The sequence below is a fragment of the Paenibacillus sp. DMB20 genome (assembly GCF_000987955.1).
Taxonomy (GTDB): Bacteria; Bacillota; Bacilli; order Paenibacillales; family Paenibacillaceae; genus Paenibacillus_AQ.
In genome coordinates this window covers 524,827-537,530 of the sequence record NZ_LAZU01000037.1, presented here as the reverse complement: position 1 = coordinate 537,530, position 12,704 = coordinate 524,827, and the positions used below count along the sequence as shown (strand labels likewise).

General features: G+C 50.0%; 10 protein-coding genes and 2 pseudogenes. 7 read left to right on the top strand and 5 right to left on the bottom strand.

Annotated elements, in window-relative coordinates; translation table 11 throughout:
• The 3 genes and pseudogenes from XI25_RS23140 to XI25_RS23130 all read right to left on the bottom strand — a co-directional run.
• Positions 1 to 316 (bottom strand): annotated as a pseudogene (locus XI25_RS23140) (IS3 family transposase); the annotation flags it as partial.
• A gap of 127 nt (positions 317 to 443) precedes the next feature.
• The gene (locus XI25_RS23135) at positions 444 to 1,274 is read right to left on the bottom strand and encodes a phosphatase PAP2 family protein (RefSeq protein ID WP_235440093.1); all 831 of its coding nucleotides are present in this window, start codon (positions 1,272 to 1,274) and stop codon (positions 444 to 446) included.
• Between the two features lie 80 nt (positions 1,275 to 1,354).
• Positions 1,355 to 1,744: a TIGR04086 family membrane protein gene (locus XI25_RS23130; RefSeq protein ID WP_046680401.1), complete on the bottom strand. Its 390-nt coding sequence runs from the start codon at positions 1,742 to 1,744 to the stop codon at positions 1,355 to 1,357.
• 230 nt (positions 1,745 to 1,974) lie between these two features.
• Here XI25_RS23130 and XI25_RS23125 point away from each other — a divergent pair, with 230 nt between their 5' ends.
• Positions 1,975 to 2,748, top strand: coding sequence for a DUF421 domain-containing protein (locus XI25_RS23125; protein ID WP_046680400.1), 774 nt, complete (start codon positions 1,975 to 1,977; stop codon positions 2,746 to 2,748).
• Between the two features lie 11 nt (positions 2,749 to 2,759).
• Here the strand turns inward: XI25_RS23125 and spoVB are convergent, their stop codons facing one another.
• Positions 2,760 to 4,364: a stage V sporulation protein B gene (gene spoVB, locus XI25_RS23120; RefSeq protein ID WP_046680399.1), complete on the bottom strand. Its 1,605-nt coding sequence runs from the start codon at positions 4,362 to 4,364 to the stop codon at positions 2,760 to 2,762.
• Between the two features lie 159 nt (positions 4,365 to 4,523).
• Between spoVB and XI25_RS23115 the strand changes: the two genes are divergently transcribed.
• The 6 genes and pseudogenes from XI25_RS23115 to XI25_RS23095 all read left to right on the top strand — a co-directional run bounded on the left by XI25_RS23115 (position 4,524) and on the right by XI25_RS23095 (position 11,171).
• Positions 4,524 to 4,781, top strand: a complete 258-nt coding sequence (locus XI25_RS23115) for a post-transcriptional regulator (RefSeq protein WP_046680398.1) — start codon at positions 4,524 to 4,526, stop codon at positions 4,779 to 4,781.
• Between the two features lie 133 nt (positions 4,782 to 4,914).
• Positions 4,915 to 6,166 (top strand): annotated as a pseudogene (gene secD, locus XI25_RS32435) (protein translocase subunit SecD).
• Positions 6,156 to 7,064 carry a protein translocase subunit SecF gene (gene secF, locus XI25_RS32430; protein ID WP_082112474.1) on the top strand — a complete coding sequence of 303 codons (909 nt, stop codon included), beginning with the start codon at positions 6,156 to 6,158 and terminating at the stop codon, positions 7,062 to 7,064. Before secD ends, secF begins: the two are co-directional and overlap by 11 nt.
• A 144-nt stretch (positions 7,065 to 7,208) precedes the next feature.
• Positions 7,209 to 8,168: a cation diffusion facilitator family transporter gene (locus XI25_RS23105; protein WP_046680397.1), complete on the top strand. Its 960-nt coding sequence runs from the start codon at positions 7,209 to 7,211 to the stop codon at positions 8,166 to 8,168.
• Positions 8,169 to 8,221: 53 nt separating this feature from the next.
• A complete protein-coding gene (gene recJ / locus XI25_RS23100) occupies positions 8,222 to 10,624 on the top strand; it encodes a single-stranded-DNA-specific exonuclease RecJ (protein ID WP_046680396.1) in 2,403 nt (800 codons plus the stop codon).
• Positions 10,625 to 10,655: 31 nt separating this feature from the next.
• Positions 10,656 to 11,171, top strand: coding sequence for an adenine phosphoribosyltransferase (locus XI25_RS23095; protein WP_046680395.1), 516 nt, complete (start codon positions 10,656 to 10,658; stop codon positions 11,169 to 11,171).
• A gap of 109 nt (positions 11,172 to 11,280) precedes the next feature.
• Here the strand turns inward: XI25_RS23095 and uraA are convergent, their stop codons facing one another.
• Complete coding sequence (uraA, locus tag XI25_RS23090; RefSeq protein ID WP_046680394.1) at positions 11,281 to 12,600, bottom strand: uracil permease; 1,320 nt, start codon at positions 12,598 to 12,600, stop codon at positions 11,281 to 11,283.
• Between the last annotated feature and the right edge of the window lie 104 nt (positions 12,601 to 12,704).

Here is a 12,704-nt window from a genome sequence, read left to right as displayed (position 1 = left end):
CAGGCCGCCTGTCTTCCATCTTTCTTTTCCAAGAATGCAAGATGGAGAAGTTCGAAAGGTTGAACAGAGCTGCGGTATCCATGAGGGAAGCGTTGAATTGAGCCATATGATTGAGTACGTCCAGTTTAAAGCTTGTCGGATAATTTGTATAGCCATTGGCAAAGGCAGACTCACCATGGATCTCGTAGAGCTTCAACCAATATTGAAACTGAGAGTTGGTAACGCCCATTTGATTTGCGTATTCCCTCTGTGAGAGAAGCGTAGGGTCATACGTGTGAATAATCGCCAGTTTACTATCCTTTGTAAATTTAGTCACAAAAAACTGCACCTCCAATTGTTAGCGTGTGTCCAACAATTGGGGTGCAGTTCACTTTTCTCAACGTTTAAGGAATAAGGAAAAAGAAGCCGATGTTCTTTTGGGAATACGACAGTGGTTATTCCTTCTAGGCGGCATTGCTGAACTGAGGCAGACGCGTCGCTCTGGCATGGGTCAACCTTCCAAGGTATATCCCTGCGGCAGAAGCCAGGAACGATAGGACTAATCCTGCGAACATGTCCGAAGCCCAATGAATGCCCAAGTAGAAGATGCTAAAGATGATAAGCGCCGCGCTGACTCCCGTGATGATCATCCACCGTTTATTTCCCGAGCGGAAGGACAGCAGAGCCATGGTCATCGACAGCGAGGTATGAAGGCTCGGGAAACAGTTGTCCAATCCGGATAACGGCCTGTAAATCGTTTCGAAATCAGGGAACACATCGAGCATATGAAAGGTCACGCCTGCAGGAGGATAAGACCATACTTCATTTACCGGGAACAGGAGATAGAACGGAATTGCAATTGCATAATTGATAAGTATCGCGTAACAGGTTGAATAAACCAAAGCTTTGTTTTGCTGAATCAAATAAACGCCGAGAGATCCGATAATCAGTGCCTGGAATACGAGCAGATAGAAGTAGGCCAGCACCGGCGTAATCCAGGGGCTGTAGAAGAAATCCTGAAGATGCCGTACAAATGAGCCTTCCCATTGGAAAATCATGGGCGTAAAATCCGTCTGATTCCTAAAATAGTCCTGTTCGATCTGCTGCTCATATTTGTTAAGCAATAGAATGCCCGCCATCGAAACAAACAGGATGAGAAAGCGGGGAGTCGTGACAAGTTCACGAACCAGAACGTAAAGCGCCTTAAGAGGGTTGCGGAGCGTTCCGAGCCATATTAGCACGATGATGTTCAAAGCAGTGAACAAAGCTATGGTATTCATGGATTGATACAGCAATGAAACAGAAGCCTCCTCTTTCCTAAATAGAAGAACAATGTTATCAGTGTACCACAGTTTGGGGAAAGAGAATTAACAATTTATTTACGCAAATTGACACCGAACATTCCGCCAAGGGAACCGCTGACCAACACGGCGGCTGTCAGGGCAGCATCCCCAAGCGTGAGCGAACTGTCCAAAGCGAGAAAACCGATTAGCAATAAAATGAGTCCGTAGAAAAGTCCGGTTAGAAAGCCGTAATACCAACCTTTGCTGCCGGAGCGTTTTCCGCTTACCAAACCGCCGAACAGAGCCGCTGCTCCATGTACCAGAAAGGTGTAGAAAGATAAGTCGTCTTCCGAGAGATTGCTAGCCCATAACAGCAGTGAGAGCGCAAACGCCCCGAGCAGCATCCACATGAATGCATAAAGCAGTCCGGAAAGGACCGGGCTGTTGATCCGTAAGGAAAAAATGCGTCGGATCGGTTCCAAGATATCTGCCCCCTTTACTAAACTTTTTAGTTACTATCCATTGTATGGCCAAGCTCTCCCAGATAGTACTGTGACTCGTTTTGGATGAACTACCACTAATTGACCACGGCTTATGGAATGGAAACGCAAAGCAACGGTCAGAATAGCAGTACCTGAGAGTTAGGAGTCACCTGGGAGGGAATATTCTGTGACGACGCACATCTTACTCCTTATATTCCGGACTTTTTTTAATGTACGCAGTCACTTTTCTGACCATGCGTATCATGGGAAAAAGGGAAATCGGCAAACTTTCCATTTTTGACTTGGTAATTTCCATCATGATTGCCGAAATTGCGGTGTTTGTCCTGGAAGATATTAACAAGCCGATTTACGATGGGCTTATCCCGATTGCCGTACTGGTTGCTATACAAGTAGGACTTGCATTTTGGAGCCTAAAAAACCGGAAAATCCGCCTGATTGCCGACGGCAGGCCCAGCATTCTCGTTTCGAAAGGCAAGCTGCATCGAAAGGAAATGGGCAGGCTCCGATACAACCTGGATGATTTGATGCAGCAGCTTCGTGGAAAAGATATCGATAGCCTGGCCGATGTGGAGTTCGCCATTCTTGAAACCAACGGCCAGTTAACGGTCATTCCGTCGGATTCGGACAAGCAATCGGGCGGCAGTTCCCCCGAATCACCCTCTTCCGGTTATGACCAATCGATAAAACAAAGCCCGAAGGAAGGAACGGAAAAAAGGTCGTTAACCTTCAACTCTTCTACCAACAGTCGAAGACGTACAGATCAAATCGATATTCCATATAGCAAAATAACGTACGAGGGATTGCCCGTTCCTCTTATTTTGGATGGCAAGGTCCAGGACGATAATTTAAGTCTTATTGATAAAACCAGATTTTGGCTGAAAAATGAAATCCAAAAACATGGAGCAAAAGATTTCAAAGACGTATTCTTATGCTCAATCGATCACAAAGGAAAAATATATGTGGACCGCATCAATGACAAGTAGGGCTTAGCTTGTTAACTGAATCGGCTAAACCATTTTCCGATCAGGGGCACCCGGACCAAATCCCTTGGCGTTACAAGTTTTGCCATGAAGATGATAACAAGGTACAAGAGCGTTCCGCCAGCTGCGGCCAGAACAAATTGAAGCCAAGGAATGGCCGCAAAAGGGAGATGGCGGTATCCGAACAGAAGGCCGGCCCCCATAATGATCATAACGGCAGCCGTTTTGACCAAATCCATGAACTTTACCCGGTAACCGATCAGACGGGAAACACTGAAGCCATGAAGCAGAGTAACCGCCATGCTGTTCACGATAATGGCAATCACGGCCCCCTTGATGCCGAAAGCCGGATTGGAAGACAAATACAGTATGAGCCCCAATTTGACAGAAGCGCCGAATAGGGTATTCATCAATGCCCTCCCGGGACGGTCCAAGGCCTGAAGGGCGGCTTGAAGCGGAGCCTGTACATAAATGAAGAGCGCAAATGGTGCCATGATTTTCAGCATTCCGCTGATTTCCGTGTTATCGTACATCAGCAAGCACAGGGGTTCGGCTAGTACGTACATGATAACGGCAAAGGGTGCCCCCGCAACAAAGGTCAGTCTCACTGCCTGATTCATTCGTTTATGAATGGTGGCCCGGTCATTCCGCGCGGCCGCTTCAGAGAGCGAAGGGACGAGGGCTACCGCAAGCGACATGGTAATGGCGCCCGGCAGCAGCAGAAGGGGAATGATCATGCCCTGCAGAGCCCCGTATTGGGCCGTAGCAACCGATGTTGCTATGCCTGCGATCGCAAGGCTTCTTGCCGTTATGATGGATTCCAGAAGATAAGAAACGGAACCGACCATTTTTCCGCCGGTGACCGGGACGGCGATCCCGAGGAGCCGTTTTAGAATATTCCGGTTATTTAGCGGCATTTCGGCTTCAGGAGCGGCATCCTGAACAGTCGGGATTCCGGACGGCTTAGCCGCTGTTTCGGAACGTCTTTTTTCTTGACGACCATACTGCCACAACAAAACAAGCATTCCCAGAAGCTCGCCAACGACCGTACCGAGCATGGCGCCTGCGGCTCCGAAGGCAAGCCCCTTCGGCATAAGAAGATAGGCAAACCACAGCATGCAGACGATCCTGGCAATCGTCTCGATAATGGAAGAGGCCGCAGACGGAATCATGTTTTGCTTGCCTTGAAAATAACCACGGTATACGGCCGATACCGCAATGATGATCATCATTGGCGTCATGCTGACAAAAGTGTGATAAACACGGGCATCGGGCAGAAGGACGCCGGTAACCCATGGGGCAAGCATCAGGCTCAGCACCATAAACAGGACCCCAGCCGTTACGGTTAAGGTCAGGCTGGTTTTCAGGATAAACTTGGAGTGATCCGCATTGCCGGCCCCTTCCGCTTCAGCCACCATTTTTGCGATGGCGAGTGGAATGCCGCCCGCGATAATGGTGATGAGAACGATAAAGAAAGGATAGCCGAGTTGGTAAATTCCGACACCCTCCGGTCCGATGATCCGAGGGAGGGCGATCCGGGGAATAAAACCGAGCAAACGGTTAATGATTCCCGCTGCCAACAATATCATTGTGCCCTTAATAAAAGATTGCTTGTTCAATGCTCATCCCACTCCCTGGTAATGTCCTAAGTTATGGATATGCCGAACCTGTCCCATCTGATGCCTTTACTTTTTATGAAAACCGTGGTACGAAAAGAAGGAGAGATCATCTGTTCAGTCGAATGTTTAAGCTAGGGCAACAGGAAGGGGGCAACAGGCATGGGAATGGAAGCGCTGAATGACGAGGAATTGGCAAGCACGATAGAAATGATATGTTCGAGCAAGGCCGAGGAGTTTCGTTTGATCGGATATGAGCATGTGACCGCCGATGATATCTGGAGCTGCGTCAGCAGCAAATATGAAAAAGGGGGCATCCCCCCGCTTCATAAACTTGTGAATGACGTTCTTTCTTTAAAAGCGACAAGCCTTATGAACTATATGACAATATCAGCATATAAGGGATCCCCTTTCGATTAACCGGAGGTTGATCCCTTTTTCCGTTCATCCTCACGAGGACGTCACCAAGTCGACAAGTTTTGATAAATTGACTGGATTTTAAGGCATCGCTATAATAGGAATATTGAGAATAGAAGGGGGAACTTGGGACGGCATGAAGAGAATCATCAGTTTCATCGTTACCGTGCTCTTGGTTACCGGAGTCATGGTTGTAACGAGCCCGGGATTGCTGAAAGACGTCCGATTGGGGCTGGACCTTAAGGGCGGCTTTGAAATCCTGTACGAGGCGCAGCCGTTGATGGAAGGCCAGAAGGTAACTGCAGACGCCCTGAAAGAGACTGCAAAAAGCTTGCAAAAAACGCGCGGACGCATTGGGGACGACCGAGCCGGAGGTAACTCCCGAAGGAACAAACCGCATTCGTTTGAAAGTCGCCGGCGTGACTAATGAAGCAGAAGTCCGCAAAACGATGAAGGAACCGGCAAACCTGACATTCCGCAGCAATGACGGCTGTAAAGAGGACAAGCAGTTTTGTAAAATCGAGCTTCGCGGGGACGACTTCGTCGAGAACGGGGCTTCGGTTGCTTACGACAACCTGAACCAGCCGATGATTGATATCAAGGTAAAGGATAAAGCCAAATTTGCCGAAATCACGGAACGTCTTCTCGGACAAGAGCTTGCCATTTACATGGATGACACGCTGCTGTCCGCACCGACGGTACGGGCTGTTTTAACAGACGGTACCGCTCAAATTACAGGCTCTTATTCGCTGGACGAGGCCAAGCAAATCCGGGATACGATCAACCTCGGCGCACTGCCGCTGAAGCTGACGGAGAAATATTCCCAGAGCGTAGGCGCAACCTTGGGGATGGAGTCTCTGACGAAGACGATTCAGGCTGGCCTGATCGCCTCGGCGCTGATTCTGTTGTTTATGGTCGGCATGTATCGCATTCCGGGTCTGTTGGCCAGCTTTGCCCTGATTGTGCACACATGGCTTCTTATACTAATATTCGTTTTGGCAGACTTTACGCTGACATTGCCGGGCATTGCCGCTTTTATCCTCGGTATCGGGATGGCGGTCGACGCGAATATCATTACGTATGAACGGATCCGTGAGGAAATGCGCAGCGGCAAGAGCATTGCGTCCTCCGTCAAAGCGGGCGGCAAATCCTCTTTCCGTACAATTATGGACTCGAACATTACCACCATTATCGTGGCTGCCGTCATGTTTGCTTTCGGGACGGGGGCAGTTAAAGGATTCGCAGTCGTGCTCATCCTGGAAATTATCGTAAGTATCGCCACGAACGTATACTTCTCCCGTTTCCTGCTCAATCTGCTCGTTAAAATGGGTTGGGCCAGCAAACCGAAGCATTTCGGCGTAAAGGAGAGTGACATACGTGCGCTTTAAGAATTTTGACTATGTAGGTGCCAGCCGGTATTTCTATACTTTTTCCATTATCCTCACAATTGCCGGCATTATTTGCCTTGCCGCCTTTGGTTTGAATTACGGGGTTGATTTCCGATCGGGCTCCAACGTGGATATCACGACGTCGAAGCAGCTGACGGAAGAGCAATTAAAGCCTATTTTCAGCAAGATAAATATCGATGAGGAGCCTGATGTTACGCCTGGTGCCGATCGGGTGAACGTCCGCTTCCATCAAGTGCTGACAGAGCCTCAGGATCAGGCGCTCAGGGCGGAAGTTTTGAAACTGGACAAGAATGCTTCGTTTGAGGTAAACACGGTTGACCCCGAAATGGCCAAGGAGTTGGGTCAAAATGCTATTTATGCCGTGCTTCTGTCTTGTGTCGGGATTATCATTTACGTCAGCATCCGGTTCGAATGGCGTTTTGCCATTGCCGCGATTATTGCGCTGATGCATGACGCATTTGTTGTCGTAAGTATTTTCTCGATACTTCGTTTGGAGGTTTCGCTCACTTTCATTATTGCGATTCTGACGATTATCGGTTACTCCATTAACGACACGATCGTTATATTCGACCGTATCCGCGAAAACCTCAGATTCGCGAAACTTAAAAAGCATTCGGATCTCGTGGAACTGGTCAACAAGAGTTTGTCCCAGACCATTGCGCGTTCCCTGTATACGGCACTGTCCGTTTTCATAGCGGCGTTCTTTATGCTGATTATGGGCGGCGAGTCCATTCGGATGTTCTCTCTGGCCATCGTGATCGGTTTGCTGTTCGGCGCTTATTCCTCCATCTTTATTGCAAGCCCGCTGTGGCTCTTGCTTAAAGGCAAAAACGTAGGGAAAACCGGCACGGCGAAACCGTCCAAATCCCAAGTCTAACCGGACAAGGATCGGAAGTTTCGAGGCATCGGGAGGTTAGTGTTTCCCTATATTTAAAAAAAAGAAAGCCGCGTCGCTGGCGACGCGGCTTTCTAAAGTTACCGGCACAGGGATGTTGAAGAGCATAACTGAGGGGGGCCTCATGTGAGTAACAAACGATTGTCACATATAGAAACAGCCGTTTGGACCGGAATTATAAGCGATTTTACTGTGGCCTTGGGAAAAGGGGTTGCAGGATATTTCTCAGGCAGCAGAGCACTGATGGGGGACGCCCTGCATTCCGCCGCGAATGCGGCAACCTTGTTGGCTGAACGGCTGCCCGGCTTTGGCTTCCGCAAGGCTACCTACCGAAAGACAAAGAAAAGTGCAAGTCAAACCGAACCCTTTATATCCATATTGTTCTCGGTCATCATTATGATGGGCGGTCTGCAGATTGCAGTGTCTGCGGTCAGGAACCTTTCGAGCGGAATTCCGGAAGCGCCGGATCCGTCGGCATTGATTGCAGTACTCATCTCGCTTGCGATTAACGAAGCGGTTTTTCGGTACCAATACCGCCAATCCCGAAAAAACGGGGACAACCGGCATGAAGTTCAGTCCGAAAATCACCGATTCGGTCTTTATTCTTCTTTGACCGTAACGATCGGTGTATGTCTTTCCATGGCCGGAGCTTATTTCAGCATGCAAGCACTGCTGTACATGGATTCTGCTGCCGCCCTAATCGTGTCCGGTCTGGTTGTTCGGAAAGGGTATACGCTCATTTCCCGATCGATATACGGCAAGCCCGCGGAGCAGAGCCGCCATGAACAGCGCGCGGATTACTTCGATACGATTCAGAGAGTGCACGGCGTCATTACCATTGAAGATTTAAAAATTCAGGATAGCGGATATATTTCCCAAGTAACCTTGGAAGTAAAGGTGAGCGTGAACCCTAGAATAACGGTTGGGGAAGCGCATGAGATTGCCGACCGGATTCAAAAGCTCCTTCTGCATCGGTTTATCCATGTAGCGGATGCTCAGGTCATCGTAGTCCCTTATGAACCTGGCTATCCTTACAAATCAAATTTTGATTTGATGGACAATGACCTGCCGACAATACCCCAATGATAAACAGCAAGACCGTATTGCGGTGAGCAAGCAGGGAAGAAAGGTGAACGATTGTGCTGTACTCCAAATATGAATGGCGGACGCTTTCCGCAGATGAAGAAGCAGCGGAAAGGCTAGTCCAGGAATTGTCAATATCTCCCTTGACGGCTTCCCTGATGTCCGCCAGAGGCATCGTCTCTCCGGAAGACGGGAAACGTTTCCTGCATGGCGGGTCTGAGCTCACGCACGATCCGTATCTTTTGCTCGGTATGGCAGAAGCGGTTCCGCGGATCCGGCGGGCGCTGAAGGATCGGGAGCACATATTAATATACGGTGATTATGATGCAGACGGCGTTTCCAGCACATCGCTGATGATCCAGCTGATGCGTTATTTTGGGGCTTCTTATGACGTGTACATCCCCCATCGCTCAAACGAGGGGTATGGGCTTCACAATCATGCGCTCGACTGGGCCCATCAGCAAGGAGTCAGTCTGGTCATAACCGTGGATACCGGAATTAGCGCGGTAGAACAGATTGCTTATGCCAATAAACTGGGGATGGAGGTCATTGTTACTGACCATCATGAACCGCCCGATGAGCTGCCTGCTGCTTATGCGCTCATCAACCCGAAAATTCCAGCCTGCCCGTACCCCTTTAAAGGCTTAGCCGGGGTGGGCGTTGCCTATAAGTTGGCTCAGGCTCTCGTCGGGACACCGCCGGAGGAATGGCTGGAGATCGTGGCGATCGGAACGATTGCCGATCTGATGCCTTTAACGGGAGAGAATCGTATATTGGTAAAGAACGGTCTTCAGTCGATGCGGCGTACGCGTTATGCGGGCATCCGGGCGCTTTTGGAGGTCGGCGGCGTTAACGTGGAGCAGGTCACTGCCGTCCATGTGGCGTTTGCCATGGCACCGAGAATAAACGCATCCGGGCGGCTCGATCATGCGGGCAGGGCCGTGACGCTGTTGACAACGGAAGACCAAAGTGAAGCCGAGCGGCTTGCATGGGAGCTGGATGCTCTAAACAAAAGCCGTCAGCAGGTCGTTGAGCAGATTGTGCAGGAGGCCACGGCAATGATTCTAAACCGCTGGGGGTTTGATGATTTGCCTTCTGTTCTCGTTTTGTCCGGCGAAGGCTGGAACGTTGGGGTCGTCGGCATCGTTGCTTCCAAAATTCTTGAACGGTTTTACCGGCCGGTCATCATTCTTGGCATCGATCCCGAAAGCGGCAACTGTAAAGGCTCGGCACGCTCGATTCCGGGCTTCGACATCTATGAAGCCTTGAATTCCTGCCGACACCTCATGGATCACTTTGGAGGGCACCCATCGGCTGCCGGCATGAGCTTGCCAAAGGATCGGCTTGAAGAGTTCGAGAAATCTCTCTGTGCGTTTGCGGATGGAATACTGCGCGAGGAACACTTTATCCCCGTGTATGAAGCCGATCTGGAATGCTGTATTGAGGATGTACCTCTTCGGGTAATCGACGAACTGGAGCTGTTAGGCCCTTTTGGCATGGCTAATGCGGTACCGAGAATGATCTTTCGCGGCTTGGAAGTGAAAGAAGTACGAAAGATAGGAAAGGAAAGCAAGCATTTAAAACTGCGTTTACAGCAAAACGGCCATCTCCTTGAAGCGATCTCTTTTGGTTCCGGTCATTTGGCCGATGTTCTTCCGGAGGGAACGAAAGTTGATATATTGGGGGAGCTGTCGGTCAATGAATGGAACGGGAGCCGCAAACCGCAAATCATGATTCAGGACTTATCCGTCCCTCATCCTCAGGTGTTTGATTACCGGGGCGTCGCTGAACCGGTTACGGAGCTGAAACGGTGGAGAGAGGTGCTGGAGCCTTATCTCCGGTGTCCTGCAGCCCGAACGGCAGTTGTATTTTCGAAAGATTCGCGGCTGGATATAAAAAGCCATTTGTATGATATGTCCCTTTGGGTATATGATAGGAATGCCGGCATTTTGCCGGTGAATCCGGTCGCCGAAGAAGGCGGCTGTGAACCTGTTTCCGTACTGTTTGTACTGGATGTGCCGGAGACGCCGGAGCAGCTGGATCATGTGCTGTCTTCGTTCCGTGCCGTACCTAATATATTTTTGCTGCATCCGGTTCGCGACCAGCGGGAGCAGTTACAGGTTCCAAACCGGGATCAGTTCAAAAAACTGTATGTCATGCTTGCGGGTCTCGGATCGCGTCCCGTATCCGAAAAGGAAGTAATCGCCAGAATGAACAGACAATTTTCGCTCACGCCGAGAATGCTAACCAAAGTGCTCGATGTATTCGAAGAGCTGATGTTTATCGAGCGGTCTGAAGGAATGATTACATTCGTTTCAAAACCTGAAAAAAAGCCGCTTGATGCTTCCCGTCATTTTAGGGAACTCGCTCAATTGGCAGAAATGGAGCAGCACCTGCTGTATGGAAGCACCATGCAATTAACCCATTGGATGATGTCCCGTACGCAGGGTGTTTCTTAGAGATTGTCAGCTGAATTAGGAGGAGATTACATTGGATTTTAAGGATTATATTCGCGTTATACCCGATTTCCCGCAGCCGGGAATCAGCTTCAAGGACATTACGACTCTGCTTAAGCAGGGCGAAGTATACCGAAGCGCAATTAATGAATTGAGAAAAATGGTAGAGCACCTGGAAATCGACGTTATCGCAGGGCCTGAAGCCCGCGGTTTCGTTGTCGGAGCGCCGCTTGCTTATGCGCTAGGCGTAGGCTTTACTCCGATTCGGAAGAGCGGCAAGCTGCCTTATGAGACCATTGAGGCAGGATATGCCCTTGAGTACGGAAAGGATAAGTTGGCTATGCATGTCGATGCGATTCAAAAAGGGCAGAACGTGCTTATTGCCGACGATCTGCTTGCGACCGGCGGGACGATTGCAACCTCCGTTAACCTTGTTCGTCAATTGGGTGGCAATGTCGTCGGTGCGGCATTCATGATCGAACTGACCGATCTTAACGGCCGCGACAAGCTGCAGGGTATCGATGTCTTTACGCTGATGCAGTACGAGTAACAACGTCCTCGGCGTTTCCCGGGAAATAATAAGAAGGCCCTCTCCATTCTGCGGAGAGGGCCTTCTTATTATTGGGACACAAGGACGTTTTAGCTTTCAATTTTACTGCTTAGTCAGGTGTTTTTTCGGTAATCGGTTGATCTTCCGGCTTTTCATTGGAGATGCCGAGAATGTCAAACAGTTTAAACAGGATGGCCAGCAGGACGCCGACGATGGTTGCAAGGGCCATTCCTTTTAGCTCAACATTGCCGAATTTCAGCGTAATGCCGCTGATGCCTACAACCAGCACGAGCGTAGCCAGGATCATGTTGCTTGCTTTCGAGAAGTCAACCTTCTGCTCCACGAAGATCCGAAGACCGGAAGCCGCAATGACACCGAACAGGAGCATCGATACACCGCCCATCACCGGCTGCGGTATGTTTGCAATAACGGCCGAGAACGTGCCCGAGAAGGACAACAGGATGGCAATAACGGCTGCTCCGGCGATGACCCGTACGGAATATACCTTGGTTAGTGCCATGACTCCGATGTTCTCGCCATAAGTCGTGTTCGGCGTCGAGCCTACGAAACCGGAAAGAATAGTCGATATCCCGTTGCCGAGAAGAGAACGGTGAAGGCCGGGGTCTTTGGATAAGTCTTTGCCGACGATGTTGCTGGTTACCAGCAGGTGTCCGATATGTTCGACGATCACGACGATAGCCACCGGAATGATCGTGAAGATAGCGGCAAGATCCCACTCCGGAGTCGATACCAGCGGTGCGGATAAGAAGCTGGCTCCAGAGATCTTCTCCGTGTCCACGATTCCCATGGCAAACGAAAGGGCGTAACCAGTAACGATGCCGATGAGAATATGAATGATCTTGGGGAATCCGCGGAACAATACCGAACCGAATACCGTGACGCCAAGGGTAACCATCGAAATGGTAATGATTGTCGGGTCCATGGACCAGCCGGCAGCTTCCTTGGGATCGACGGGAGGGAGAAAGCCTGACATCCGGGCGGCAACCGGGACGAGCTCCAGACCGATCGTAGCGATGATGGCACCCATGACCGCCGGAGGAAACACGATATCGATCCACCGGGTACCGGCAAATTTAACGATTAGGGCCACGAAGCAGAAGATCACTCCGGTAATGATGAAAGCCCCGAGCGCTTTGCCGTAATTGGCTCCGGGATTGTCTTGAAGCACAAGACTGACCGGCGCCAGGAAGGCGAAGCTCGAACCGAGATAGGCGGGAATTTTGCCTTTGCAGAGCAGGATATAAAGCAGGGTGCCGATGCCGTTCATCAGCAGGATCATGCCGGGATCCACGCCGAAAATGTTCGGAACGAGCACGGTGCTTCCAAACATGGCAAACAAATGCTGAAGGCTGAGCAGGAAGCCCGGGCCGAAGGGAAGCTTTTCATCAACTTGAATTTCTCGTTGCAACACATTCACTCCTCAGGTGACGATTTTAATCATACATTCCGAATCCTTATGATCTTTACTAGATTAAATAGAAATGTTCGTTTTTTCAATAACTATTTTTATCG

What these genes read in the sequence shown, in the direction of transcription:
- XI25_RS23125 (WP_046680400.1), top strand. Translation starts at nt 1,975, where the DNA reads ATGTACGCAGTCACTTTTCTGACCATGCGTATCATGGGAAAAAGGGAA.
- XI25_RS23115 (WP_046680398.1), top strand. Translation starts at nt 4,524, where the DNA reads ATGGGAATGGAAGCGCTGAATGACGAGGAATTGGCAAGCACGATAGAA.